Origin of the sequence: Ideonella margarita, from assembly GCF_038066635.1 — a bacterium.
Classification (GTDB): Bacteria; Pseudomonadota; Gammaproteobacteria; order Burkholderiales; family Burkholderiaceae_C; genus Ideonella; species Ideonella margarita.
Window position 1 is genome coordinate 14,699 of sequence record NZ_JBBUTI010000011.1, and the last position, 24,163, is coordinate 38,861.

The following is a 24,163-nucleotide window of genomic DNA, read 5'->3' on the forward strand; positions in this document are numbered from 1 at the left end:
CCCATGCCCGCTTCCGTCCTGATGCTCCTGTCGTCGTTCCTGTTCGCGCTGATGGGGGTCTGCGTGAAGCTGGCCTCGGCCAGTTACGGCACCGGCGAGATCGTGTTGTACCGCGGCCTGGTGGGCGCGCTGTTCCTGTTCGGCCTGATGCGCTGGCGCGGCACCCCGTTTGCCACGCCCGTGCCCTCGATGCACTTCTGGCGCAGCCTGAGCGGCGTGGCCGCGCTGATGCTGTGGTTCTACGCCATCGGCAAGCTGCCACTGGCCACCGCCATCACGCTGAACTACATGTCGTCAGTGTGGATGGCGCTGTTCCTCATCGGTGGTGCCGTGCTGCTGGGCGCCAGCAAGGTGGACGGCCGCCTCGTGGCCACCGTGCTGACCGGCTTTGCCGGCGTGGCCCTGGTGCTGCAACCCACCATCGAGCGCGAACAGTTCTGGGGCGGCCTGGCCGGGCTGCTGTCGGGCATGTTGTCGGCCATGGCCTACCTTCAGGTCACCGCGCTCGGGCGCGCCGGTGAGCCGGAAGACCGCGTGGTGTTCTATTTCTCGCTGGGCAGCCTGACCGCCGGCCTGCTGCTCACGCTCGCCACCAGCCGCACAGGCGGCCCCACCTTGCACGGGCACACCTGGCAAGGCGCGGGCCTGCTGCTGGCCACGGGCTTGCTGGCCACCTCGGCGCAGATCGTGATGACGCGGGCCTATGCCATCGGCCGCCCGCTCACCAACGCCAGCCTGAACTACCTGGGCATTGCCCACTCCTTCCTGTTCGGCGTGTTCATCTTTGACGACCCCGTCACCTCCACCGCCCTGCTGGGCATGGGCCTGATCGTCATCGCCGGCATTGCCGCGACGCTGCTGCGCACCAAGGCCGCGCCCGGCACGGCCGCCACCCCGCTGAACAACACCGAGGCCTGAACCTTGACACCGGAGACCCGCATGAACGCCAACGCCACGTCCCCCCTCATCTGCGCCGCTGAACTCATGGCGCTGTGCGCCTCGGGCCAGGCACCCGTCATCCTCGACTGCAGCTTCGAGCTGAGTGACCCGGCTCAAGGCCAGCGGCAGTTCGCGCAAGCCCACCTGCCTGGCTCCTTGTATGCCCACCTGGAGCGCGACCTGTCAGGCTCCAAATCAGCGGCCGGATCGATTGAAGGCGGACGCCACCCGCTGCCCGATCGCGCAGCCTGGGCGCACACGGTTGGTCAGTGGGGCATTGGCCCGGGCACCTCGGTGGTGGTGCTTGATGGCCAGGGCTGCGCCTTCGCCGGCCGCGCCTGGTGGCTGCTGCACTGGCTGGGCCACCGCGATGTGCGGGTGCTGGACGGCGGCCTGCCCGCCTGGCAAGCCGCTGGCGGCGCAGTGGCAGAAGGCCCGGCAGCTGAGCGCAGCGCCACCCCGCTGCCCGACTACCCGCTGGGCGAGCCCGGCATGCCCACGGTGCGCGCAGACGAGCTGTTGAAGCTGCAAGGCAGCCACGTGCTGGTGGATGCCCGCGCCGGTGAGCGCTTCCGTGGCGAGGTAGAGCCGCTGGACCGCATCGCCGGCCACATTCCGGGCGCGCGCAACCGCTTCTTCAAGGACAACCTGCAAGCCGACGGCCGCTTCAAGCCGGCAGCTGAGCTGCACGCCGCCTTCAGCGCGCTGGGCGTGGCGCCCGCACAGGTCATCCACCAGTGCGGCTCGGGCGTCACAGCCTGCCACAACCTGCTGGCCATGGCGGCGGCTGGTTTGCCGGGTGCAGCGCTGTATCCGGGCTCGTGGAGCGAGTGGTGCGCCGACCCGCTGCGCCCCGTGGCACGCGGCGCTTGATCTGGGCCAAACCGGTTCTGTGAGGAGCTTGATGCGCGTCAAGGCGTGTGTGGCCTGACGCGCAACACTGTGTGCATGTGCCGGACATTCCCGGCTGCCCACAGAAGGAGCGCCTCATGTACACCCACATCCTGGTTCCCACCGACGGCTCGGACATCACCGACAAGGCCGTGCAGACCGCCGTGAAGCTGGCCAGCACCCTGGGCGCCAAGCTCAGCGCCATCAGCGTGAAAGAGCCCTTCCCCTACAGCGCCATCTCGGAAATGCAGCCGGTGCCGCCGCAGGAGTTTTTCGACGCGCAAGAGCGCATCGCCGCAGGCCGCGTCAAGCAGGTTCGCGAGGTGGCGCTGGCCGCCGGCGTCACGGCTGACGCCTTCACCGTCGAATCTGTGCACCCCTGGGAAGCCATCGTCGATCAGGCGAAGGAGCTGGGCTGCGATCTGATCGTCATGGCCTCACACGGCCGCCGCGGCGTGAGCGCCCTGCTCCTGGGCAGCGAAACCCAGAAGGTGCTGACGCACTGCCAGATCCCGGTGCTGGTGGTGAAGTAAGCCTGCGTCGGGCTCAGTGCTCGTGCAGGTGCGACAGCGCCAGCACGATCAGGCCCAGGCCGGCACCGATCCACAGCACCTGCTGCAGCATCTCGCGCCAGGGCATGCGGCGCTGCATCTGCGGGATCAGGTCGGCCACGGCCACATAGATGAAGCTGCTGGCCGCCACCACCAGCAGGTACGGGAAGATCGCCTGCCAGGTGCCCAGCACGAAGTAGCCCAGCACGCCGCCAACCACGGCCGCGAGGCCCGACAAGGCGTTGTAGAACAGGGCCTTGCGCCGGGTGAAGCCGGCGTTGATCAGCACGATGGTGTCGCCGACTTCCTGCGGGATCTCGTGCAGGATGATCGCCAGCGATGTGGTCAGGCCCAGCTCGGGGCTGGCGATGAAGGCGGCGGCGATGATGATGCCGTCGCAGAAGTTGTGGATGCTGTCGCCGACCAGCACGCTGAAGCCACCGCGGCCTGCCTGCTCGGCGTCGAAATGGTGGTGGTGGTCGTGGCCGTCACCTTCGTGGTGGTGGTCATGCCGGTACAGCTCGGCCTTTTCCAGCAGGAAGAAGAACAGCAGGCCGCCCAGCAGCACCGCGAACAGCGTCCGGGGGTCAACCTGGCTCTCGAAGGCTTCCGGCAGCGTGTGCAGCAAGGCCGTGCCCAGCAACACGCCGGCCGACAGGCTGACCAGGTGCTTCACCAGCTGACCCAGCATTGCGTAGGTGAGCGAGGCCGCCACCACCACGGACAGCACGCCACCCATGAAGGTGGCCAGAACAATGTAGAACAGCGTCATTCAGAAACCGGAAAGCGTGCCCGGCGGGCGACTGCAGAGAGTGTGCCCCACACGGGCAGCTGCCGCGCGAGGTGGGCGTGGATCATGCCACGAGCGGGCGGCCGCCGCTTTGCGGGCGGTGTTTCAACCCAGCCGCAGCACCCGCGCCACCGAAGGCACCCCGGCCGCATCCAGCACGAACAGCATGTAGAAGCCCGGTGGCGCCAGCGTGGCCGCCGCCGGGCTGTGCAGGCGCAGCTTGCTGCCAGTCTGGGTGAAGGTCATCGGCACGACGCGCTGATCGTTGCCAAAGGCATGGGTGACAGCGCCAAAGCGCACCAGGTTGACCGCAGAGACCGCCCCCTCGCCGCGCATGCGCACATCGAACTGCTGGCCCCAGCCCAGCGCAGCAGGCGCCTCGCGGACCACCGGCCGCTCGGCCGCCAGCCCACTGCCGTCCTTGCGGTACAGGTAAGGCGGGAAGTACACCTCGGCATTGAGTTGTGCCACCGGCCCAGGCGCCCCGCCGCCTCCGGTCAACACCGAGCCATCGGGCATCAGCATCGAGATCGAGTGATACAGCCGTGGCTTGGCCGCCGCCGCCGTGGGCCGCCACTGGCCGGTCTGCGCCTGCCAAAGCTCGCTGGCGTAAAACGCGCCGGCCAGTGAGTTGCCGGAGGACGAGCCGCCGTTCACCCACACCGAACCATCAGCCAGTGCGGTGGCGTTGGCATACAGGCGGTGGCCGGAGAGATTGCCGCTGCGGGCCACCGTCGGCTTGGCTTTGGTGGACCAGTCCACCAGCCAGCTGGCCCCGTCATTGCGCACCGACAGCACCCGCCCCGGCGCCACCATCACCGAAGGCAGGCGCGCCGACCCCGTCGGCAGCTCCGCCGGCATGCGCTCGATGGCACCGTCGCCGGCCGTGCTCACCGCATACATCGGGCCGTTCACCGTGATGACACCGATGCGGCCCTCCGGCAATTGCCAGGCCCGGGGGTAGTACCAATGCGAGCCGATCGAACCCAGGGCCTGGTCGCTGGTGGCACCCGGCAAGCTGCGCCACAGGCCGTCCGGGCTGCGCAGCTCGGGCGTGGGCGAGAAGGTCGGCGTGCTCTCGGGGCCGCCTTCCAGACTGTCGCGGTCGTCGCGCCCGCCCAGCACCACCGCGTCGCCCTGTGCGCTCATCACCACCGTGGCATACCAGCGGCGAAACCCCATCGACAGGGGCTCGCGTTGCAAGACACCAGTGGCCGGTGAAAAACGATTGACGTCGTTGTTGGCGTAATTTCGCACGCCGTCCACCGCGCGGTCCCCGCCGACGATCAGCACATCACCCGCCGGCAACAGCGCCTGGCCCGCGCAGAAGATGTCGGTTTCAGTGGTGTTGACCAGCACCTGCATGGCCGAGGTGCCTGTGCCGGCAGCCGGGTCCCAGAGCGCGTAGTTCAGCAGGGGGACCGGTCGGGTGGGCAACTGGTTGCCGTAGCTGAGCACCCGGCCATCGGGCAGCAACACCGTGTGGATGGGGATGATCGGCCAGCCGAAGGAGCGACCGAACACGCCCATCTCGCCGGCGTCGGGTGGTCCGTCGGGCACGGGCAAGGCGCCAGGCACGGCCCCCACCACTGCACCGACCGCCAGCGCCTGCGCCCGGCCAGCTGCGCCCAAAGTCGTGCTCAGTGTCGCGGCGTCGGTACCCGATGCGTCACCGGTGTCCACCGGCGTGGCCCGGCCCAGATCATGGTCTTCCTCACTGAGCTGGTTCGGGCTGACCGACGAACCGCCGCAGGCCGCCAGCACCACACCCATCGCCCAGGCCGACGAGGGCCAATACATGAATTTCGCTGTCACAGTACCTCCAGCCACTCGGGCATTCAGGGATGAAAAGGGGTACTGCTGATCCATAGTGTGGGAATCCGGCGATGGATGTGCCATCCCACACCTGCTTGTCACTGAACGGCGGGCACAATGTCCACCCATGTCCGAGAAAAACATCGCCGCCACCGGTTTGCTGGCCGCCATTGACATGGGGTCGAACAGCTTCCGGCTGGAAATTGGCCAGGTGCGTGACGGCCGTTACCGTCGCAACCTCTATCTGAAAGACACCGTTCGTCTGGGTGCCGGTCTGGATGCCGACGGCATGCTCACCGAAGAGGCCACGCAACGCGGCCTGCTGTCACTGCAGCGCTTTGCGCAGAACCTGGGCGGCCTGCGGCCATCGCAGGTGCGGGCCGTGGCCACGCAAACCCTGCGTGAAGCCCGCAACCGCAATGCCTTCCTGGTGCGTGCCGAAGCCGCGCTCGGCCTGCCGATCGAAATCATCTCGGGCCGGGAAGAAGCCCGGCTGATTTACGCAGGCGTGTCGCACCTGCAACCGTCCGCGGCCAACCGGCTGGTGATCGACATCGGCGGTCGCTCGACCGAGATGATCCTCGGCAAGGGCCGCGTGCCCAGCCAGGCCGAGAGCTTCCAGGTCGGCAGCGTCAGCCTGTCGATGCGCTATTTCCCGGGTGGCAGCTTCACCGCTGAAGGCTTCCGGCAGGCGCAGGTGGCCGCAGGCGCCGCGTTTGAAGAAGCGCTCGACCAATTCGCGCCCAAGCACTGGCAGGAGGCCCTGGGCTCGTCTGGCACGGCCGGTGCGGTGTCTGACATCCTCAAGGCCAGCGGCATCACCGACGGCAGCATCACGCCGGACGGTCTGCGCTGGCTGATCGACCAATGCATGGCAGCCGGCACCGCCGACGCGCTTGATCTGCCCGGCCTGAAGGCTGACCGCCGTCAGGTGATTGCCGGCGGTGTGGCCATCCTGTACACGCTGTCAACCCACTTCAACATCCAGCAGCTGCAACCCGCCAAGGGCGCGCTGCGCCAGGGCGTGATCGTGGACCTGCACGACCGTCTGCTGGCCGAAAGCCAGGACAACGGCCACGACCTGCGTGACGACTCCGTGCGCAACCTGCAGGCGCGCTTTGGCGTGGATGTTCACCAGGCTGCCCGCGTGAGCGACCTGGCCCTGACGCTGTACGACCAGGTGGCGCCCCGCGCCACGGTGGCCGAACGCAACGAGCTGCGCTGGGCGGCGCAGCTGCATGAGATCGGCCTGATGGTCTCGCACCACGACCACCACCGCCACAGCGCCTACCTGATGGCGAACGTCGACATCGCCGGCTTTTCACAAAGCCAGCAGCGGCACCTGGCCGACCTGGTCTTGTCGCAGCGCGGTGGCCTGAAGAAGGTGGAAGGCCTGCTTCAACAGCCCGCCTGCCTGTGGCAGGTGCTGTGCCTGCGGCTGGCGGTCATCAAGTGCCATGCCCGACAACCGATCCGCCTGGACGCGCTGCGCCTGAGCCACCGCGGCCGTCAGGCACGCCTGCACTTCACGCCGGCATGGGCCGAGGCCTCGCCACGCACCATGCACTTGCTGCGCGAAGAAGCCGAAGGCTGGTCACGCACCGAGGTGCTGGCGCTGCGCCTGGGCTGAGCGCCGAGCCTGCGAGGCAGGTGCGCTCAAACAGTTCAGCCGGGCAGCTTGCTGCCCCACAGCGCCGCATCAAAGCCCACGGTGACGCTGCCGTCGGGCCACTCCACCACGGGGCGCTTGATGACGCTGGCCTGGGTCTGCATCAAGGCCTGCGCCGAGGTGGCGTCTACCACCGCGGCCTGCACCGCCGCGTCCAGCTTGCGCCAGGTGGTGCCTTGCCGGTTCACCAGCTTTTCCCACCCCACGGCGCTTACCCAAACCGGCAAGCGGTCGAGCGGCACGCCCTGCTTCTTGAAATCGTGGAAGGCCACGTTCTGGCCATGCTCGGCGAGCCAGACGCGGGCGCGCTTCACCGTGTCGCAATTGGGAATGCCGTAGAGAACCATGCAGGGCACCGGAAAAAAGTAGAGCTGAACAGGTAGACCGGGAACGTTCGCCGACTCAGGCGCAGACGTCCTTGAACAGCAAGGCGATGACCGTGCCGTCGTCGACAGGCTTCATCGCCGGCGGGCTGGCCGCTGAGGCCGCCGCAGCCACTGGCGCGGGCCCGAAGTAGTAGCTGCGCTCGCTGCACTGAGCGCGGAACAGGAAGGTGCGCAGCAGTGACTTGGCCGGGTTGGCCACCTGTACCGTGGCTTCCACAAACCCGCCGTCACGCGGGCGCACGAAGCGGCCACTCGCCGAGGTGTCGAGCAGGCTGAAGGTGTTGTCGGACGCCACGAACAGCTCTTTCACCGAGAGAGCCTCCGCGTCTTTCACGGCACCGGCCTTGTCACGCAGCCAGTTCGGCATTTCCGGCGTGGGTCGGCTGATCGGACGCGGCTCGGTGGGGGCCTGAGACTGCTGGGCCAGGGCCACCGGCGCAGCCAGCGCCAGGCACAGCAGCCAGACGACTGAGCTGGCTGCGGGTGCGCGGGCAGACTGGGGAGCGGGCGACGAAAGGCGGTTTGTCATGCCGCGCAGCGTACCCGAGAAACCGGCCGTGTCACAGCAGGCTCAACACCTTGCCGATGGCCGGCACGCCGGCCTGATCAAACGCGAACAGCAGATAAAACCCGGGCGGCGCGAGGTTCTTGTTCGCTGGCGCCTTCACCTGCAGCACGCTGCCCGATTGACTGAACGTCAGTGCCTGGAAGCGCTGATCCGCGTTGAAGGCATGGGTGACGGCGCCGAAGCGCACCAGCGTCACCCGCGACACGGCCGCCGTGCTGCCCATCGTCACGTTGAAGGTCTGCGACGGGCGGACCACCGTCGGTGCCTTGGCCACAACCGGCCGTGTGGCGGGCTGGCCTGAGCCGTCGGCGCGGTACAGGTAAGGCGGGTAAAAAATTTCGGCATTCAGCTGGGCCACCGGGCCGGGCCCGCCACCGCCGGCCGTCAGCACGCTGCCATCAGGCAGCAGCATCGAGGTGGCGTGGTACAGCCGCGCCTTGGTGGCCGCTGCCTGAGCCGTCCACAAACCCGTGGCCGGGCTCCAGGTGCTCGACAGGTAGGCCGCGCCAGCCAGGTCATTGCCAGTGGAAGAGCCGCCGTTCACCCAGACCTGGCCGTCGGCCAGCAGCGTGGCATTGCCGTACTGGCGGTCCTGGTCGATGGACGTGGTGGCTTGCACCACGGGCGTCGTGCCGCTCATGTCCAGCACCACGGCCTGCCGGTTCAGCCGCACCGACAACACCTTGCCCGGGCTGAACATGACCGACGGATACGACGGATCACCCGCAGGCAGCACCACCGGCAAGGTGCGCAGCTTGCCAACGCCCGAGGGCCACAGCGCAAACACGCCGCCCGCATGGGCCACGCTGACGATGCGGCCGTCCGGCATCGCCCAGGCGCGGGGGTAGTACCAGCTCATGTCATCGCTGCCCCAGACCCAGTTGGCCGTGGCGCCCGTCAAAGAGCGCCAACCCGTGTCAGAGCGCCAGACCTCGGGTGTGCTGGCGAAGGTATCGACCGTGGGGGCCATGACGTCATTGCCCTCCCAGAGTCGATCAACCCGCCCGCCCAGCACCACCTGCTCACCGGCCGCCGACGACACCACCGTGGCATACCAGCGCTGCCAGGCCATGGAGGCGGTCTGCCGCTCCAGCGTGTTGGTGCCGCGCCTGAACACATTGACATCGCTGTTGGCGAAGTTGCGCACGCCCGCCACCTGCCGGTCACCGCCCACCACCAGCACATCGCCCGTGACGGGCAACAGGGTTTGTCCGGCACAGAAGATGTCGGTGCCGGTGCTGTTGGGCAGCAGCGTCATCGATTCAACGCCGGTGCCGAGCCGAGGGTCCCAGACCGCGTAGTTCAGCGACGCGCCCTGCTCACCTTCCGGCGTCGAGCCGTAGGCCAGCACGCGACCGTCCGGCAGCAGCACGGTGTGCATCGGTATGACGGGCCAGTAGAACGGCGCGCCAAACACACCCTGCTGCGCCGCATTCACCGAGCCCGCCGGGCTGACCCACGCGGCCGGCCCGACACGCCGGGCCTGGCTACCCGGCCAGGCCAGCGGCACGCCGGCACCCAGCCCGCGGTCGACCAGGGCCGGGCGACTCTGCAGCAGGTCTTCCGGCAACGCCGGTCTGCCCACCACGGCGGCCCGGGTGATGGCCGGCAGCACGGCCACGGCCATCAATGCGCACACCCCAGCCGACACCCTGAACGACATCCCCAAGGACGCCCACTGGCGTCCGCCCGCCGGCAGGGTTTTTCGAACAGGCAGGGGCGAAAAATCGATGGCGCTCATGGCGAACCTCCTCGGGTGGAATGGCGGCTTGCAATACGTGATGAAACAAGTGTGGTGAAACTACCGGTCCACGTCACTCCCACACCACACAAGCAGGTACGTTGACGTGACGTTCACGCCACGCCTTCATCAGCAGATCACGGCACCGTCAATGCCGTGTCACCTGCACGTGGTGCCTGTTTCAGGGCAGGCTCACAGCGCCAAGGTGGTGCGGTGGGTGCCGTTGTCCTGTCCGGCGCCGCGGCTGGCCTCGAACAGGAACCAGATGCGCTGCTCTCCCTGATCGATCCAGGTTTCCAGCAGGCTATTGGTGCCCACGTCGCCGTGCTCGGCGCACAAGGCATGTGCGCGACGCAACTGGCGCACCAACATGCGGCTGTCTTCGCGCAGCTCCGCCATCATGTCTGGCGGGTCCACGAAGGCGGCGTCGTTGTCGAGCACGCGTTGCAGGCGGCTGATCTCGCCGATCGAATGCACCGTGCGCCCCCCTAACTTGCGGCAGCGCTCGGCCAGCGGGTCGGTCATCGCCCACAGCTGCGCGGCTTGCTCATCCAGCATCAGGTGCAGGTCGCGGAAGTGAACGCCGCTCATGTGCCAATGGAAGTTCTTGGTCTTCACATACAGCGCAAACACATCGGCCAGCAGCACCGACAGGGTGTTCGAAATCTGCTCGGTGGCGGGGCTCTTCAGATCAGTGGGGGTGCTGAGCGGTGCTGCTCGGCGCTCTTGCAACTCAGCCGTGCTGGCTGCGGACGAAGAGCTGGGCGAATGAGAAGATGGGTTCATGGTGGGCCTGCTGGTTGTGCGCCCATGGCCGGGCAACATGCACGGGTTTCAGAGCGCCTGCACTGATGCTGGCGGCAGGCCCGGCCAGCGTCGGTTCGCCAGCGAACCCTGACCTGGGGGCCTCGGGCCACCGCACAGACGCGGCACACGCACAGGCTCACGCTGTGGGCCATGCCCGCTGCTCGCCCTGAACCACCTGCCAACCCTTACACCGTGCTGGGCGTGGCCACCAACGCCACCGAGCAGGAGATCAAGCAGGCCTGGCGGCGGCAGGCCCGGCGCTACCACCCCGATGTGAGCAAGGCGCCCGATGCCGAAGCCCGCTTCAAGGCCCTGGCCGATGCCCACCGGCTGCTGAAGGACCCGGCCCGCCGCGCCGCCTATGACCGCGGCGATCCCGACCCCGAAACCCATCCCGGCTTCCACCAACCACCGCCGCAGCGCAGCACTCGGCCGTCACAGCGCGCGCAGCGGCGCCCGGCGGGCCGGGGCCCGTCCATCGACGAAGACTTCTTCTCGGGCACGCAGGGCGACAGCGCCAGCGAGTTGCTCGAAGCCCTGCTGCGCCAGCACCAGCAAGACACCCCACCGCAAGACCAGACCGCCGAGCTGCAGATCAGCGTGGAAGAGGCCTGCACGGGTGGCCACCGCCTGGTGCAGCTGCAGGGCCACCACCACAGCGGCCAGAGCGATGGCCTGCGAGAGCTGGACGTGACCATTCCACCGGGCATGGCCGACGGCCAACGCCTGCGGCTGGCCGGCCAGGCGGGCGTGGACGCCCTCGGGCGGCATGGCGACGTGGTGCTTACCGTGCACCTGCAGCCACACCCCCTGTTCAGCGTGCAAGGCCGAGACATCAGCCTGCAGCTGCCAGTGACCCCGTGGGAAGCCGCGCTGGGCGCCCAGGTGACGCTGCCGACCCCCACCGGCTCACTCACGCTGACCGTGCCGCCCGACAGCCCGGGCGGACGCCGCCTGCGCCTGAGTGGCCGCGGCATCCCGGGCAAGCCTGCGGGCGATCTGTATGCCGTGCTGCAGCTGGTGCTGCCACGTGCCGACACGCCCGATGCCCGCGCCGCTTATGCCGAGTTCGCGCGGCAGCTGCCGTTTGATGCCCGCCCTGCCTGGGCGCATTGATTGAACCGCTCAGGCGCAGCAGGTGAGCCACCCCGCCCCTGTCGGGTGGCGCACAGACGCTGCGGCCTCAAAGGCCTACAACGCCTCATCACCCGTGACACCCCGTGACACCGCATCCAACAAATCCACAAACCCCGAAAGCCCACCATGACCCGCACCCCCACCCAGACCCCGACCTTTCGCCCCTCCCCCATCTGGCTCGCCGCCCTGGTGCTCACCGGCTTCGGCGCATCCGCCCAAGCTCAAGGCCAGGACCAGCCCTACTACTACGGTGGCCTGTCGCTCGGCAGCTCACGCGCGCTGCTCGATGAAGGCGCCATCGCCGAATCCCAGCGCCTCAGCGGCGGCAATGCCGTGACCATCACCGGCATCAGCGAGGACACCCGAGACACCAGCTACCGCGTCTTCTTGGGCTACCAGTTCAACCGCAACATCGGCCTGGAAGCCAGCTTCTTCCAGTTGGGCCGCTTCCACCTGCAGGCCGACACCCTGCCCACCGGCACGCTGAACGGCGAGCTGAAGATGCAGGGTGGTGGGCTTGATGTGGTGGGCGCCATGCCGCTGGGTGAACAGCTCTCGTTCCTGGCCCGCGTGGGTGGCCAATACGCCAAGACGGTCGGCGTGTTCAGCGGCTCCGGCGCGTTCGTGGTGAACAACCCGTCGCCCAGCCACCGTGAGCTGAACTACAAGGTTGGCGTGGGCCTGCAATACGCCTTCAGCGCGAACTTCCTGATGCGGGCCGAGGCCGAGCAATACCGGGTCAATGACGCGATGGGCAACCATGGTCGTGTGCAGGTGGCGTCCATCAGCCTGGTGATGCCGTTTGGCGAAGGCGCCGGCATGCGGCGCACCGCACGCGCCATGCCGATGAGCTACGCGCCCCCTGCCGCCGGCCCGGCCCCCACGCCAGCCCCGATGCCTGAGCCGGTGGTGGTGGCCGCCGCCCCCATGGTGGTGCCGGCACCGCCGCCCGCCATGCCGAAGCGGGTGAGCTTTTCGGCTGATGCGCTGTTCGACTTTGACAAGGCCAGCCTGCGCACCGAAGGCAAGTCGGCGCTCGACGCCTTCGCCCGTGACATGGCCGGCACCCAGTTCGACCTGATCGTGGTGGAAGGCCATGCTGACCGCACCGGGTCGGCCGCCTACAACCAGAAGCTCTCGCTGCAACGGGCCGACACCGTGAAGGCCTGGCTGGTGTCTTCCGGCGGGTTTGATGCAACGCGCATCAGTACCGCTGGCATGGGTGAGCGCGCGCCCACGACACAGCCTGCTGACTGCAAGGCCAGCCTGCCGACGACCGAGTTGCGGGCCTGCCTGCAACCCGACCGCCGGGTGGACGTGGACGTGAGCGGCACGCGCTGAGCGCCGGCCCATGCGCTGGTTCACTCTGGAGCACAGCCGTGCGGCGTGGTGGGCGGACATCGCCCTCTACGCCGCAGCGTCCTTGTCGCTGTGCCTCACCCTGCTGGCCGGCAGCCCGGCTGGCAGCGGCCTGACACTCACGCTGTGGGCGGTCGCCGGTGTCGCCAGCTGGACGCTGGTGGAATATGTGCTGCACCGCTTCGTGCTGCACGGCCTGCCGCCCTTCAGCGACTGGCATGCCGAGCACCACCGCCGCCCCACCGCGCTGATCGCCTCACCGACGTGGATCACTGTGCTGCTGTTCCTCGGGCTGGCGGCTGGCCCGGCCTGGTGGCTGCTGGGCCGCTGGCCGGCCTGCGCGCTGAGCTTCGGCCTGGTCACCGGCTACCTGGGGTATGGCCTTGCGCACCATGCCACGCACCACCGCGTGCCGTGGCTGTCACCCCGCAACGCGTGGCTGGCCCGGCGGCGCCGCAGTCATGCGCTGCACCATGCCCACCACGGCCACGCCGTGATGTTCCCTGAGGCTGGCAGCCGGCACTTCGGGGTGACGCTGGACTTCTGGGACCAGGTGTTCGGCACGGCGTCTGCCCCTGCGCCGGGCCGGCAACGCTGATGCCCGACAACCCCACGCCCGCCACCCCCGTGAGCACGCCGGCGGCTCCGGCCGTCACAGCTGCGCCCGCAAACCCAACCACGAACCCACCCACAAATCCACCCATCACCACCGCCACCGGCGCTGCCACCCCACCGCCCCTGCACCCAGACCAGCACCCGCGCTGGCACTGGCTGCTGGCGCGGTCCGGGCGCATCGGCACCGGCGTGGTGGTGCTGGCCGCTGCGGCGTGGTTCGGGCCTGACCTGGTGCTGGGGCCACGCGTTGAGCTGCTCACGGTGCGCCAGGGCGATCTGGTGCAAACCGTGGTGGCCAGTGGCCGCGTGGCGGCGCCGCACCGCGTGAGCGTGGGCGTGCAGATCACCGGCACCGTGGCGGACGTGCCGGTGCAGGAAGGCCAAACCGTGGCCAGCGGCGACGTGCTGATCCGCCTGAACGACACCGAACTGCAGGCCACGCTGCTGCAGGCGCGGCTGAACAGCGCCCAGGCCGACGCTCGGCTGCGCAGCCTGCAAGCCCTGCAGGCCCCGCTGGCCGCCCAAGCCGTGCTGCAGGCCAGCGCAACGCACACCCAGATGCAGCGCACCCTGCTGCGCAGCCGCGAGCTGGTGGCCCAGGGCTTCATCGGCCAGGCCGCGCTCGACGACAGTCTGCGCGCCGAACGGGTGGCCGCCGCGCAACTCGACATCACCAAGCGGCAATGGGCCAGCGCCCTGCCCGCCGGCACAGATCACCAGCTGGCCCTGACCACGCTGGCCCTGGCCCGGGCCGGTGACGACGCCGCTCGCGCCCGCCTGGCCTACGCCGTGGTGCGCGCCCCGGCCAGCGGCGTGTTGATCGCCCGTGCGGTAGAGCCCGGTGACGTGGTGCAGCCGGGCAAGGTGCTGATGCTGCTTTCACCCGCAGGCAGCACCGAGCTGGTGGTGCAGATCGACGAGCGCAACCTGCGCCTGATGCGCACCGGGCTGACCGCGCTCGCCTCGGCCGATGCCTACCCGAACGAACGCTTCGACGCCCGCCTCGTGTTCATCAACCCCGGTGTCGACGCCGAACGCGGTGCGGTGGAAGTGAAGCTGGCCGTGCCCCGCCCACCGCCCACGCTGGCGCAAGACATGACCGTGTCGGTTGACATTGAGGTGGCCCGGCGCACGAACGCGGTGCTCATCCCGACGGCCGCCGTGCACGATGCCGACACCGCCACCCCGTGGGTGCTGCGCCTGGAAGGACGCCATGCCCGGCGCGTGGCCGTGGTGCCGGGCCTGCGCAGCGGCAGCCAGTTGCAGGCCCTGCCCGGGCCGGTGGGCAGCGATGACAGCAAGGACAACAACAACAGCAGCGCACCGCCTCTGAAAGCCGGTGACCGGCTGGTGCCGGTGGCGACCGCCAGCATCGTGGCGGGCCAACGGTTGCGCGCTGCGGGGCCTGCGTCAGCCGCCAGCAGCGCGGCCTCGGCGGCTTCAGCCGTGGTGAAAACGCCCACGCAGCCAACGGCGCCCTGAGCACCGAGTTGCACCACTGAGCCGCACCACTGAGCCGCACCACCAAGCCACCCCATGCCGCCCGACGCCCTGAGCCCCACCGCACCGCCGCAACCCGCCCCCCAGACGCCACCCTCATCGGCCACGGCCAACCTGCCCGTGCTGGCCCGGTGGCAGCCGTTTGAATGGATCGTCGCGCTGCGCTTCCTGCGCGAGGGCCGCATCCAGACGGCCTTCATCATTGGCGTCGTGGCCATTGGCGTGGCCGTCATCGTGTTCATGTCCGCCTTGCTCTCGGGCCTGCAGAGCAACTTCGTTCGGCGCGTGTTGACGGGTCAAGCGCACATCCAGTTGCTGCCGCCCAAAGAGGTGGCGCGGCCGCTGCGCCTGTGGCCTGGCCCCGGCGGCGGCCAGCTCACGCCCGAGCTGATCGAAGGCGCCATCCTGCAATCACCCACCCAGCGCACCAAGCACCTCGACCAATGGCAGGCGCTGGCCGTGCAGATCCGCCAGATGCCGGAGGTGAAGGTGGTGTCACCGGCCGCCACCGGCTCGATGCTGGTGGTGCGGGGTGATGCCAGCCGGTCCATCTCGACCCTCGGCATTGACCCCGCGCTGTACTTCCGCATCGTCACGATGGACGACAAGCTGGTGGCCGGCACCACCCGTCTGGGCAGCAGCGACATCCTCATCGGCATCGAGCTGGCGGCCGACCTGGGCGTGGGCATGGGCGACAAGCTGCGCGTCACCTCGGCCACCGGAACGGCCAGCACACTCACCATTTCCGGCCTGTTCGACCTGGGCAACAAGGGCGCCAATGCGCGCAACCACCTTCGTGGCCCTGCGCACCGCGCAAAGCCTGCTCGGCCTGCCCGGCGGCGTGACGGTGCTGGACGTGACCGTGACCGACCCCTACGCCGCCGAAATCGTCGCCCAGCGCATCACCAGCGACACCGGCGTGCAGGCCGACAGCTGGATCAAGACCAACGCGCAGTTCTTCACCGCGGTGAATGCGCAGCAAAGCTCGAACACCGTGATCCGGGCCTTCGTGGCGCTGTCGGTAGCCATGGGCATTGCCAGCGTGCTGGTGGTGTCGGTAGTGCAGCGCTCACGCGAGATCGGCATCTTGCGGGCCATGGGCGTGACGCGTGCGCAGGTGCTGCGGCTGTTCCTCATCCAGGGCGGCCTGCTGGGCCTGGGCGGCGCCATCGTGGGCTGCGCGCTGGGGGCAGGCTCCTTGCTGGCGTGGCAGACGCTGGTGCGCAATGCCGACGGCACGGCGCTTTTCCCGATCAACCTGTCGCCGATGCTGTTTGTGGTGACGCTGGCCCTGGCCACGCTCACCGGGTTGGCAGCTGCGTTTGCGCCTGCCTTGCGGGCAGCAAGGCTTGACCCGGTGGAGGCGATTGGTGGGTGAAGTTGTCAAAGCGGTCGACAAAGCGCCCGTCACTGCGCCCGTGACTGCGCCAGCCACCGCACCGGCCACTGCAACCACAGCGCCCCTGCTGGTGCTGCGCGGTGTGCGCAAGTCGTACAACCTCGGTCAGCGCAATGAGTGCGAGGTGCTGCACGGCATCGATTTGACGCTGGAACGCGGCGCCTTCTGCGCGGTGGTCGGGCCTTCGGGCTCGGGCAAGAGCACGCTGCTCAACATCGTCGGCCTGCTGGACCGACCCACCCACGGCAGCCTGGCCTTGATGGGCCAGGAAACCACCACGCTGGACGACGCCGGCCTGACCCGGCTGCGCGGCCAGCGCATCGGCTTCGTGTTCCAGTACCACCACCTGCTGGGTGCGTTCACCGCACTTGAAAACGTGCTGATGCCGCTGCTCGGCGACGCCGGTTTCGCCACCCGCGCGATGACCGAACACGCCGCCGAGTTGCTGGACAGTGTCGGGCTGACGCCCTGGCGCGACCAGCTGGCCGACCAGCTCAGCGGTGGCCAGCAACAACGCGTGGCGCTGGCTCGCGCGCTGGCCATGTCGCCGGCCCTGCTGCTGGCCGACGAGCCCACCGGCAACCTCGATACCGTGAGTGCCGACGCCGTGTTCGCCCTGCTGCGCCATGTGAACAAGACCCAGGGCACCAGCGTGCTCTTCGTGACCCACAACCCCGAACTGGCGGCGCGCTGCGACCACACCATCGAGGTGGTCGATGGCCACCTGCTGCCGGCCGGTGCGCGCTGACGCACAGACCCGCCGCGTGCCAGGCCCCATCGTGAAGCCCTGACCCACAGCCCTGATCGGACACCCCATGAACTACGAAGACCGCGACCCCTACGGCATGTACCGCCGCCTCAACCTGGACAGCGATTCAACACCGCACAAAGGCCCGGGCCCATCGCTGATGGGTGCCAACACGCTGATCGGCAATGACGTGTTCAACGATGACCACGAGAAGCTCGGCGACATCAAGGAAATCATGCTGCACGTGCACAGCGGCCGCGTGGGCTACGCCGTGCTGTCGTTCGGCGGCTTCTTCGGCCTGGGCGACAAGCTCTTCGCCGTGCCGTGGGCCGCGCTGACGTTGGACACCGTGAACAAGCGCTTCATGCTCAAGGTGCCCAAGGAACGCCTGAGCGAGGCCCCCGGCTTCGCCAAGGACAACTGGCCCGACATGGCCGACAGCACCTGGTCCCAGGGCATCCACCATTGGTACGGCCTGACGGAAGCGGGCGACAGCGACTCCTGATCGGCACGGCAAGCGTGGTGCCGATCACGGGCAAATGTCAGTGGTCGGCCCAGCGCGCGCGGATGTCGAGGATCTCGGGCAGGTGGCGCACGAAATGCGTCACCACCTCGGGGTCGAAGTGTTTGCCGGATTCGTCGTGCAGCAACTGCACGGCACGGTCAATCTCCCAGGTCGCCTTGTAGGGCCGCACGCTGGTCAGCGCGTCAAATACGTCGGCCAGCGCCACGATGCGCGCTTCCAGCGGAATGTCGGTACCGGCCAGGCCCTGCGGATAGCCCGAGCCATTCCACTTCTCGTGGTGGCACAGGGCCACGCGACGCGCCATCTGCAGCACCCGCGCGCTGTGCTGGCCGATGATCTCGGCGCCGATCAAAGGGTGCTGGCGCATGCGCTCCCACTCCGGCCCGTCCAGCGGCCCGGGCTTGAGCAGGATGGCATCTGAAATGCCGATCTTGCCCACGTCGTGCATGGCGGCGGCATTCAGCAAGTCATCGGCTTCCGCCTCCGTCATGCCCATCGAGCGGCCCACCACCTGCGAGAAGTGGCTCATGCGCATCACGTGGAGGCCGGTTTCGTTGTCGCGGTATTCACCGGCGCGGCCAAGGCATTGCACGATGGCCAGGCGGCTGGCGCGCAGCTCGTCGGCCGCCACCAGCGACAGGTGGGTTTTCACACGGGCCAGCACGATGGGTCCGCTCACCGGCTTGGTGATGTAGTCCACCGCGCCCGCCGCAAAGCCGTCGGCCTCATGTTGCGGGTCAGACAGCGCAGTGACGAAGATCACCGGCACACCGCGGGTGGCAGTTGACGCTTTCAGCGCGGCACACACCTCCAGCCCACTCATGCCGGGCATCATCACGTCGAGCAGGATGAGGTCGGGTGGCGATTGCTCCACCAGCTCCAGCGCCTTGGCGCCGTCGCGCGCGAAGGCCAGGCGGTAGTCCTTCTGCAGGATCAGGCGCAGCACCTGCAGGTTGGCAGGCTCGTCGTCCACCACCAGCACCCGCGGACGCTTATCGGGCAGCGTGGCGCTTGCTGCCGTGGTGTTCGTCGTTGTGTCGGTCGTTGTGTCGGTCGTGGTGCCCGTCGTTTGGTCGGTCGTCATGCCATCTCCTCCAGGCGGCGTGCCAGCCAGGCACGGGCCTCGTCAAACTCGAAGCTATCCACCCTGTCGATCAGCTGCTGGCGTTCAGGCTCAGGCAGTGCCGCCAGCACGGCCTGGTAGGCGGTGTCTGGCAGCTCGCCACGGGCCAGGCCGGCGGCCAGACTGTCGGCCGCGGCTTGCGGCCAGGCCGTCAGCATGGCCGGGGCCGCCGCAGCTGGCGACCCAGCGGCAGCGGCCGCCAAGGCCAGCGCACCGTTCATGGCCAGCAAGCGCGCATGCAGCGCGTCCCACTCGGCCGTCACTTGCTCACCATAAGCACTGCGCTCCAGTTGCTCGCAGGTCGAGGCCAGGCTGGTCAAGCCGAAGTTGGCGCAGGCCCCGCGCAGCTTGTGGGCCGCCGCTGAGGCCGTCTCAGGCGCAGGCGGTGTCCAGTGTTTCAGGCTGTCCCGCAGGAAGCGGCCGAGTTGGCTGCGCCAGGTTCCCAGGTCACCCCAGCGCGCCAGGGCTTCGGGCCAATCCACGGCATCCGGCAAGCCGGGCATGCCAGCATCGGGCGAGGGCGCGCTCACCGTGGTCGTTGCGCCCACAGGCCCGGCAGCCACACCCAGCACACGCGCCATTTCAACCAGCAGCTTCTGCCAGTCGATGGGCTTGGCCACGAAGCCGTCCATGCCGGCCGCGATGGTGTCTGCACGGTCGTCCTCACTGGCGCTGGCGGTGAGGGCGATCACCGGCAGCCGGGGCCGGCCGTGCGCAAGCTCGAAGGCGCGCAGGCCCGCGCAAGCCTGCAGCCCGTCCAGCCGCGGCATCTGCACGTCCAGCAGGGCCATGTCGAACGTGCCTGTGCACAGCAGGTCGAGTGCTTCCTGACCGTCCTGTACCAGCGTCAGTCGGTGGCCCATCGCGCTCAGGCGCAGCTCCAGCAGGCGGAGGTTTTCAGGGACGTCGTCGGCGGCCAGCAGGTTCAGCGGCGGCAGTGCCACGGCATGACTGCCACGTGCGGCTGGCGCCGGGGCCTGGCCGGCCGGCAGAGGCACACGAATCCAGAAGCGGCTGCCCTGCCCCACCGTGCTCTGTACCCCGATTTCGCCTTGCATCAGCTGCACCAGCTGGCGCGCAATCGTGGTGCCGAGGCCGGTGCCGCCAAAACGCCGGGTGGTGCTGGCATCCGCCTGCGAAAACGGATCGAAGATCGCCTCGAGCCGGTCCGCCGGAATGCCGATGCCGGTGTCTCGCACCTCCATCTCCAGGGCACCGCCTGCCACCAGCTGCGCCGACAGCGTGACGGAGCCCTGCTCGGTGAACTTCACCGCATTGCCCACCAGGTTGATCAGCACCTGGCGCAGCCGCATCGGATCTCCCCGGTGGTGTGCGGGCACCGTGTCGGCCACATCCAGCACCAGCGCCAGGCCCTTGCGATCCGCCGTGATCTGCAGCGTGTCGATCACGTCGGCGCACAACTGGCGCAGGGAGAAATCCTGCTGCTCCAGCTGCATCGCGCCGTGGTCGAGCTTGGCGGTGTCGAGGATGCCGTTGAGCAGATCGAGCAAGGCCCGGGCAGACCGGTGGATCACCTGCAGATGCTGGCGGGCATCAGGCCCCAGGTCACCGTCCAGCGCCACTTCGCTGAAGCCGATGATGGCGTTCATCGGGGTGCGGATTTCGTGGCTCATGTTGGCCAGGAAGGTGCTCTTGGCGGCGGCGGCCTGCTCGGCGCGACTCTTGGCCTGGCGCAGGTCCAGCTCCATCGCATGGCGCTCGGTCAGGTCATTGACGAACTTGATAATGCGCAGCGGCCGGCCGTTGGCATCAAGGATGGGGTTGTAGGTGGCCTGGATCCAGATGTGTCGGCCGTCGGCGCCCACGCGCTCGAAGTCACCGGTGCGGAACTCGCCGCGACGCAGGGCCGCCCAATGCTCCCGGTAGGCCTCGCTCTGCACTTCCTCGGGCAGGCACAAGGCACTGTGGTGCTGGCCGTACAAGGTGTGTGTCGTGTGGCCGGTCAGGCTCAGGAACGCCTCATTGGCACTGAGCACGCAGCCGGCCATGTCGAACTCCACCACCACCAGCGCGCGCCGGATGGCAGCCTGCACACCTTCCAGCTCGGCCTGCCGGCGCTGGGCCTCGGTGATGTCGGTGACAAAGGCCACGCCCAGGCGGTCGCCATCGTGATCACTGTGGCCGATGGCCAGGCGCAGCAGCACCACGCTGCCATCCGCGCGCCGGGCGCTGGTCTCGATCACGCCGTCGAGTTGCGCGGCGTAGTCATGGGGCAGATCGGGAATGAGTGTGGTCAGGGCCTGGCCGATCAGGCGAGCTTCGGGCAGGCCGAAGATCAGCTCGGCCGCGCGATTGGCGGCCACGATGACACCGGCGCCATCCATGCGAATGACGCCGTCCACCGCGGTGTCGACCAGCGCCTGCAACCGCGCTTCGCTGGTCACCTTGTCCCGGAAGAGCTGCCGCTGCGCGACCAGGGCATACAAGCCCACGGCCAGTGCGCCCATGGTCAGCGCGGCCAGGGCAATCGCCATGGCCAGTTCCACATGCATCAGTTGGGTGACGCCCTCGATCTCCGCCACGCCGATGAAGCGCGTGGCGCCCATCGCCGTGTAGTGCATGCCGCTGATGGCCCCGCCCAGCACCGCACCCGCCACCACCGTGCGCAGGCGCCAGCTGGCCAGCGGCGAGCGGCGCAGGCCGTGGTGCATCCACAGAGCGGCGACCGACAGGGCCACTGCCACGACGATCGACAAGCCGAACCAGGTCGGGTCATAGCGCACCTGCGCCGACGAGCGCAGCGCGCCCATGCCGCCGTAATGCATCAGGCCGATGCCACTGCCCATCATCACGCCGGCCACCAGCAACTGCAGTGGCGACAGGGTCGGGCGAATGAGCGTGCGCAATGCCACCCAGGCGGCACCCAGCGACGGCACGATGGACAACATCGTCCAGAGCGGGTCGTAGTCCGCCTTCACGCAGAACTGGAAAGCCAGCATGCCGATGAAGTGCATGGTCCACACGCCACCGCCCAGGCTGATGGCGCCAGCGGCCAGCGCCCCGGCCCGCAGCTTGCGGTTGCGCGTGGCGCGCGCCTTGTCCACCAGCGACAAGGCCATGAAGGAGGTGAGAAACGCCACCAGCACCGACAAGCCCACCAGCAGCGGGTCGTGCGAGCCCGGCAGCAGCAGGGTCTCTGGTACCTCGTCGAGCAGAAAAAATCGTGCGATCAGGTCCATGGCTGGCCGGCGCCGTGGCCGGGTGAGCTGAAGCTGGCAGTCGACATGACTGCGCGAATCCAGTTTTCCCGACAAGCCGCCCCGGCATTCGGCGGAAAAAGGTCTGGATTGACCATCTGATGCCGCTTGTCGAGGCGCCGCGTTCAAACGGACACACGGCAAAAACACCATTTACATACAAATACGAATCAATCTCATTAAGATTAACGTAGACTGCTGGCTTGCCCACGGGCACCGCCCTGCACCCGCCACAGACAACACCATGACCTACTCGCCCAGCATCTACGCACACACTCGCAACGCCGTCGCGCTGGCCGCCTTGACGGCCTTGGGCACCGCCCATGCGCAGGCGGTGGCCCAGCCCGAGCCCACGTTGGCTGCACAACAAGCCGAGGTGTCGCCGGAGAAGGTCGAGATCACCGCCAAGCGCGAACGCCGGGTATCCAAAGGCGCGACCAACCTCGCGCTGACGATCAAGGAGACGCCTCAATCGATCAGCACCATCGACCAGCAGACCCTGCGTGATTTCGGCGCGAGCGGCAGCAACGATGCCTTGCGCCTGGGCACAGGCCTGACGGTCGACGAATGGGAAACCAACCGCACCAACTACAGCGCGCGCGGGTTTGACGTGATGCTGACCCAGGTCGATGGCCTGGGCATGACCAATGAATGGGGCCTGGTGGAGGGCCAGCAGGACACCTATCTGTTCGAGAGCATCGAGCTGGTGCGAGGCGCCAACGGGCTGCTGACCGGCGTCGGCAATGCCTCGGGCACGATCAACTACATCCGCAAGCGCCCGACCAACAAGGACGGTGGTGAGCTGATCGCCACCGCTGGCTCCAACGGCCTGGGTCGCCTGGCCATCGACTACAACAAGGTGCTGACGACCGACGGCGCCTGGGCCGGCCGGCTGGTGGCCGCCTTCGAGGACAAGGACTCGTACCTGCGCGCGCTGCACGACCGGCGCGGCACGCTGTATGGCGTCGTCGAGGGCCAGATCGGCGACAACGGCACCTTGACGCTCGGCTTCAGCCACCAGGACGGCCGCCAGAAGTCGCCGATGTGGGGCTCTCTGACACTGCCTTATGCCGACGGCACGCTGGCGGAGTTCGATGTGTCGGCGTCGACCTCGCAGGACTGGACGTACTGGAACGTGCGCTCCACCAATCTGTTTGCCGAATACACCCACAGCCTGTCGCCCGACTGGGAAGCCAAGCTGACCTACAGCCACAACCAGGGCACCACGGCCACCAAGCTGTTCTACGCCTACAGCCTGACCGGCCACCTGAACGCCGACAACACCGGTTTGTCAGCCTGGCCCTACCGCAGCGAGGGCGAGACCCGCAGCAACGTCCTCAATCTCAACCTCAGTGGTCGTTTCAAGGCCTTTGGCCGCCAGCATGACGCCGTGATCGGGCTCACCCAGTCCCGGCAGACCAGCGTCACCGACACCTATGCCGTCACCAGTGCCCCGTCCGCGGTTCTGCCGGCCTTTCCCTATGCCGGCGATGTCTACGCCGAGCCGGTCTGGGGTGACAAGTCGGTGGCGTCCGACGGCAACCAGCGCCTGACGCGCTTCTATGCAGCCACCCGCCTGTCGCTGACCGACCGGCTCAAGGCCATCGCCGGCCTCAATGCCATCAGCCTGAAACGCGATGGCACCTCGATCTACGGCGGCGGCGTCAATCTCGACAACGAGACGACGGAGAAGGTCAGCCCCTATGCGGGCCTGACCTACGAGCTGACGCCCGCTACGCTGGTCTACGCCTCGTACTCCGACATCTTCCAGGCCCAGGACCAGCGCGATGTGAACGGCGCCTTCCTGGCGCCCATGAAGGGCTTGAATGCCGAAGCCGGCGTCAAGACCGACTGGCTGGGCGGCCAGTTGTTGACCAGCCTGGCCGTGTTCACCGGCACGCAGAAAGGGTTGGCCACCATCGACGGATTTGATCCAGTGGCACAAGACACCTACTACGCACCCAAGGACGTGAAGTCACGCGGCTTCGAGATCGAGGCCACCGGCCGGCTCAGCGCAGACACCCGGCTCACCGCTGGCTTCACCTCGCTCCAGCTGACCGGCCCGGACGGCAACGACATTTATGAATGGGTGCCGCGCCGCACGCTGAAGCTGCGCGCCGACACGCGCGTGGCCATGCTGCCGCAGCTGCGTGTGGGCGGTGGCGTGCGCTGGCAGTCCGGCATCTCGAAGAACGCAGGCGCCAGCCAAGGTGCCTATGCCGTGGCCGACGCCTATGCGGCCTATGCGCTGAACGAAGCCGCCACCCTCCGCGTCAACGTCAACAACCTGTTCGACCAGAAGTACCTGCGCACGGTGCAATACGGCGCGATCTACGGCGCACCGCGCACGGCGTCGATCTCGCTGGAGCACAAGCTCTGAT

At 68.2% G+C, this 24,163-nt stretch carries 21 protein-coding genes and 1 pseudogene; 13 read left to right on the forward strand and 9 right to left on the reverse strand.

Features of this window, described 5'->3' with window-relative positions; all coding sequences use genetic code 11:
* The first annotated feature begins 3 nt into the window (after nt 1-3).
* The 3 genes from AACH00_RS15380 (at nt 4) to AACH00_RS15390 (ending at nt 2,363) form a co-directional block, all read left to right on the forward strand.
* Nucleotides 4-918 (forward strand): DMT family transporter, encoded by a 915-nt coding sequence (locus tag AACH00_RS15380; protein WP_341400051.1) that lies wholly within the window; start codon nt 4-6, stop codon nt 916-918.
* A 21-nt stretch (nt 919-939) separates the two neighbouring features.
* On the forward strand, nt 940-1,812 hold the full coding sequence (locus tag AACH00_RS15385; protein WP_341400052.1) for a sulfurtransferase: 873 nt from the start codon (nt 940-942) through the stop codon (nt 1,810-1,812).
* Between the two features lie 116 nt (nt 1,813-1,928).
* Nucleotides 1,929-2,363, forward strand: coding sequence for a universal stress protein (locus AACH00_RS15390; protein ID WP_341400053.1), 435 nt, complete (start codon nt 1,929-1,931; stop codon nt 2,361-2,363).
* A gap of 13 nt (nt 2,364-2,376) precedes the next feature.
* Here the strand turns inward: AACH00_RS15390 and AACH00_RS15395 are convergent, their stop codons facing one another.
* Both AACH00_RS15395 and AACH00_RS15400 read right to left on the reverse strand, forming a co-directional pair.
* A complete protein-coding gene (locus AACH00_RS15395) occupies nt 2,377-3,153 on the reverse strand; it encodes a ZIP family metal transporter (RefSeq protein ID WP_341400054.1) in 777 nt (258 codons plus the stop codon).
* A 123-nt stretch (nt 3,154-3,276) separates the two neighbouring features.
* Nucleotides 3,277-4,971 carry a galactose oxidase early set domain-containing protein gene (locus tag AACH00_RS15400; RefSeq protein ID WP_341400055.1) on the reverse strand — a complete coding sequence of 565 codons (1,695 nt, stop codon included), beginning with the start codon at nt 4,969-4,971 and terminating at the stop codon, nt 3,277-3,279.
* A 142-nt stretch (nt 4,972-5,113) separates the two neighbouring features.
* Between AACH00_RS15400 and AACH00_RS15405 the strand changes: the two genes are divergently transcribed.
* Nucleotides 5,114-6,616, forward strand: a complete 1,503-nt coding sequence (locus tag AACH00_RS15405) for a Ppx/GppA phosphatase family protein (RefSeq protein WP_341400056.1) — start codon at nt 5,114-5,116, stop codon at nt 6,614-6,616.
* 35 nt (nt 6,617-6,651) lie between these two features.
* Here AACH00_RS15405 and AACH00_RS15410 read toward each other — a convergent pair whose 3' ends face one another.
* The 4 genes from AACH00_RS15410 to AACH00_RS15425 all read right to left on the reverse strand — a co-directional run bounded on the left by AACH00_RS15410 (nt 6,652) and on the right by AACH00_RS15425 (nt 10,136).
* Nucleotides 6,652-7,002, reverse strand: coding sequence for a Spx/MgsR family RNA polymerase-binding regulatory protein (locus AACH00_RS15410; protein ID WP_341400057.1), 351 nt, complete (start codon nt 7,000-7,002; stop codon nt 6,652-6,654).
* 55 nt (nt 7,003-7,057) lie between these two features.
* The gene (locus AACH00_RS15415) at nt 7,058-7,570 is read right to left on the reverse strand and encodes a hypothetical protein (RefSeq protein ID WP_341400058.1); all 513 of its coding nucleotides are present in this window, start codon (nt 7,568-7,570) and stop codon (nt 7,058-7,060) included.
* A 31-nt stretch (nt 7,571-7,601) separates the two neighbouring features.
* Entirely contained in the window at nt 7,602-9,350 is a 1,749-nt protein-coding gene (locus tag AACH00_RS15420; RefSeq protein WP_341400059.1) for a galactose oxidase early set domain-containing protein, read from the reverse strand.
* A 192-nt stretch (nt 9,351-9,542) separates the two neighbouring features.
* Nucleotides 9,543-10,136, reverse strand: a complete 594-nt coding sequence (locus AACH00_RS15425) for a Dps family protein (RefSeq protein ID WP_341400060.1) — start codon at nt 10,134-10,136, stop codon at nt 9,543-9,545.
* A 171-nt stretch (nt 10,137-10,307) separates the two neighbouring features.
* On the opposite strand from AACH00_RS15425, the gene AACH00_RS15430 reads away from it, so the two are divergent.
* From AACH00_RS15430 to AACH00_RS15445, 4 genes are all read left to right on the forward strand, one after another.
* Nucleotides 10,308-11,273, forward strand: a complete 966-nt coding sequence (locus AACH00_RS15430) for a DnaJ C-terminal domain-containing protein (protein ID WP_341400062.1) — start codon at nt 10,308-10,310, stop codon at nt 11,271-11,273.
* A 147-nt stretch (nt 11,274-11,420) separates the two neighbouring features.
* The gene (locus tag AACH00_RS15435; RefSeq protein WP_341400063.1) at nt 11,421-12,635 is read left to right on the forward strand and encodes an OmpA family protein; all 1,215 of its coding nucleotides are present in this window, start codon (nt 11,421-11,423) and stop codon (nt 12,633-12,635) included.
* Nucleotides 12,636-12,645: 10 nt separating this feature from the next.
* On the forward strand, nt 12,646-13,251 hold the full coding sequence (locus tag AACH00_RS15440) for a sterol desaturase family protein (RefSeq protein ID WP_341400064.1): 606 nt from the start codon (nt 12,646-12,648) through the stop codon (nt 13,249-13,251).
* Nucleotides 13,251-14,750: an efflux RND transporter periplasmic adaptor subunit gene (locus AACH00_RS15445; protein WP_341400065.1), complete on the forward strand. Its 1,500-nt coding sequence runs from the start codon at nt 13,251-13,253 to the stop codon at nt 14,748-14,750. The genes AACH00_RS15440 and AACH00_RS15445 overlap by 1 nt, the downstream gene beginning before the upstream one ends.
* 114 nt (nt 14,751-14,864) lie before the next feature.
* Here the strand turns inward: AACH00_RS15445 and AACH00_RS15450 are convergent, their stop codons facing one another.
* Entirely contained in the window at nt 14,865-15,068 is a 204-nt protein-coding gene (locus tag AACH00_RS15450) for a hypothetical protein (protein WP_341400066.1), read from the reverse strand.
* On the opposite strand from AACH00_RS15450, the pseudogene AACH00_RS15455 reads away from it, so the two are divergent.
* From AACH00_RS15455 to AACH00_RS15470, 4 genes and pseudogenes are all read left to right on the forward strand, one after another.
* A pseudogene (locus AACH00_RS15455) lies at nt 15,009-15,482 on the forward strand (ABC transporter permease); the annotation flags it as partial. The gene AACH00_RS15450 and the pseudogene AACH00_RS15455 sit on opposite strands and share 60 nt — an antisense overlap.
* Nucleotides 15,483-15,546: 64 nt before the next feature.
* The gene (locus AACH00_RS15460) at nt 15,547-16,146 is read left to right on the forward strand and encodes an ABC transporter permease (protein WP_341400067.1); all 600 of its coding nucleotides are present in this window, start codon (nt 15,547-15,549) and stop codon (nt 16,144-16,146) included.
* A gap of 40 nt (nt 16,147-16,186) precedes the next feature.
* Nucleotides 16,187-16,915, forward strand: coding sequence for an ABC transporter ATP-binding protein (locus AACH00_RS15465; RefSeq protein WP_341400068.1), 729 nt, complete (start codon nt 16,187-16,189; stop codon nt 16,913-16,915).
* 67 nt (nt 16,916-16,982) lie between these two features.
* Complete coding sequence (locus AACH00_RS15470; protein ID WP_341400069.1) at nt 16,983-17,420, forward strand: PRC-barrel domain-containing protein; 438 nt, start codon at nt 16,983-16,985, stop codon at nt 17,418-17,420.
* Nucleotides 17,421-17,457: 37 nt separating this feature from the next.
* Here AACH00_RS15470 and AACH00_RS15475 read toward each other — a convergent pair whose 3' ends face one another.
* Nucleotides 17,458-18,525, reverse strand: a complete 1,068-nt coding sequence (locus AACH00_RS15475) for an HD domain-containing phosphohydrolase (RefSeq protein ID WP_341400070.1) — start codon at nt 18,523-18,525, stop codon at nt 17,458-17,460.
* Entirely contained in the window at nt 18,522-21,764 is a 3,243-nt protein-coding gene (locus AACH00_RS15480) for an MHYT domain-containing protein (RefSeq protein ID WP_341400071.1), read from the reverse strand. The genes AACH00_RS15475 and AACH00_RS15480 overlap by 4 nt, the downstream gene beginning before the upstream one ends.
* A 262-nt stretch (nt 21,765-22,026) precedes the next feature.
* On the opposite strand from AACH00_RS15480, the gene AACH00_RS15485 reads away from it, so the two are divergent.
* Nucleotides 22,027-24,162 carry a TonB-dependent siderophore receptor gene (locus AACH00_RS15485; protein ID WP_341400072.1) on the forward strand — a complete coding sequence of 712 codons (2,136 nt, stop codon included), beginning with the start codon at nt 22,027-22,029 and terminating at the stop codon, nt 24,160-24,162.
* Nucleotide 24,163: the final 1 nt, after the last annotated feature.

What these genes read in the sequence shown, in the direction of transcription:
- AACH00_RS15390 (WP_341400053.1), top strand. Translation starts at nt 1,929, where the DNA reads ATGTACACCCACATCCTGGTTCCCACCGACGGCTCGGACATCACCGAC.
- AACH00_RS15480 (WP_341400071.1), bottom strand. Translation starts at nt 21,764, where the DNA reads ATGGACCTGATCGCACGATTTTTTCTGCTCGACGAGGTACCAGAGACC.
- AACH00_RS15395 (WP_341400054.1), bottom strand. Translation starts at nt 3,153, where the DNA reads ATGACGCTGTTCTACATTGTTCTGGCCACCTTCATGGGTGGCGTGCTG.
- AACH00_RS15420 (WP_341400059.1), bottom strand. Translation starts at nt 9,350, where the DNA reads ATGAGCGCCATCGATTTTTCGCCCCTGCCTGTTCGAAAAACCCTGCCG.
- AACH00_RS15425 (WP_341400060.1), bottom strand. Translation starts at nt 10,136, where the DNA reads ATGAACCCATCTTCTCATTCGCCCAGCTCTTCGTCCGCAGCCAGCACG.
- AACH00_RS15460 (WP_341400067.1), top strand. Translation starts at nt 15,547, where the DNA reads ATGCGCGCAACCACCTTCGTGGCCCTGCGCACCGCGCAAAGCCTGCTC.
- AACH00_RS15385 (WP_341400052.1), top strand. Translation starts at nt 940, where the DNA reads ATGAACGCCAACGCCACGTCCCCCCTCATCTGCGCCGCTGAACTCATG.
- AACH00_RS15430 (WP_341400062.1), top strand. Translation starts at nt 10,308, where the DNA reads ATGCCCGCTGCTCGCCCTGAACCACCTGCCAACCCTTACACCGTGCTG.
- AACH00_RS15405 (WP_341400056.1), top strand. Translation starts at nt 5,114, where the DNA reads ATGTCCGAGAAAAACATCGCCGCCACCGGTTTGCTGGCCGCCATTGAC.
- AACH00_RS15485 (WP_341400072.1), top strand. Translation starts at nt 22,027, where the DNA reads ATGACCTACTCGCCCAGCATCTACGCACACACTCGCAACGCCGTCGCG.
- AACH00_RS15415 (WP_341400058.1), bottom strand. Translation starts at nt 7,570, where the DNA reads ATGACAAACCGCCTTTCGTCGCCCGCTCCCCAGTCTGCCCGCGCACCC.
- AACH00_RS15475 (WP_341400070.1), bottom strand. Translation starts at nt 18,525, where the DNA reads ATGACGACCGACCAAACGACGGGCACCACGACCGACACAACGACCGAC.
- AACH00_RS15440 (WP_341400064.1), top strand. Translation starts at nt 12,646, where the DNA reads ATGCGCTGGTTCACTCTGGAGCACAGCCGTGCGGCGTGGTGGGCGGAC.
- AACH00_RS15445 (WP_341400065.1), top strand. Translation starts at nt 13,251, where the DNA reads ATGCCCGACAACCCCACGCCCGCCACCCCCGTGAGCACGCCGGCGGCT.
- AACH00_RS15400 (WP_341400055.1), bottom strand. Translation starts at nt 4,971, where the DNA reads ATGTATTGGCCCTCGTCGGCCTGGGCGATGGGTGTGGTGCTGGCGGCC.
- AACH00_RS15410 (WP_341400057.1), bottom strand. Translation starts at nt 7,002, where the DNA reads ATGGTTCTCTACGGCATTCCCAATTGCGACACGGTGAAGCGCGCCCGC.
- AACH00_RS15380 (WP_341400051.1), top strand. Translation starts at nt 4, where the DNA reads ATGCCCGCTTCCGTCCTGATGCTCCTGTCGTCGTTCCTGTTCGCGCTG.
- AACH00_RS15470 (WP_341400069.1), top strand. Translation starts at nt 16,983, where the DNA reads ATGAACTACGAAGACCGCGACCCCTACGGCATGTACCGCCGCCTCAAC.
- AACH00_RS15435 (WP_341400063.1), top strand. Translation starts at nt 11,421, where the DNA reads ATGACCCGCACCCCCACCCAGACCCCGACCTTTCGCCCCTCCCCCATC.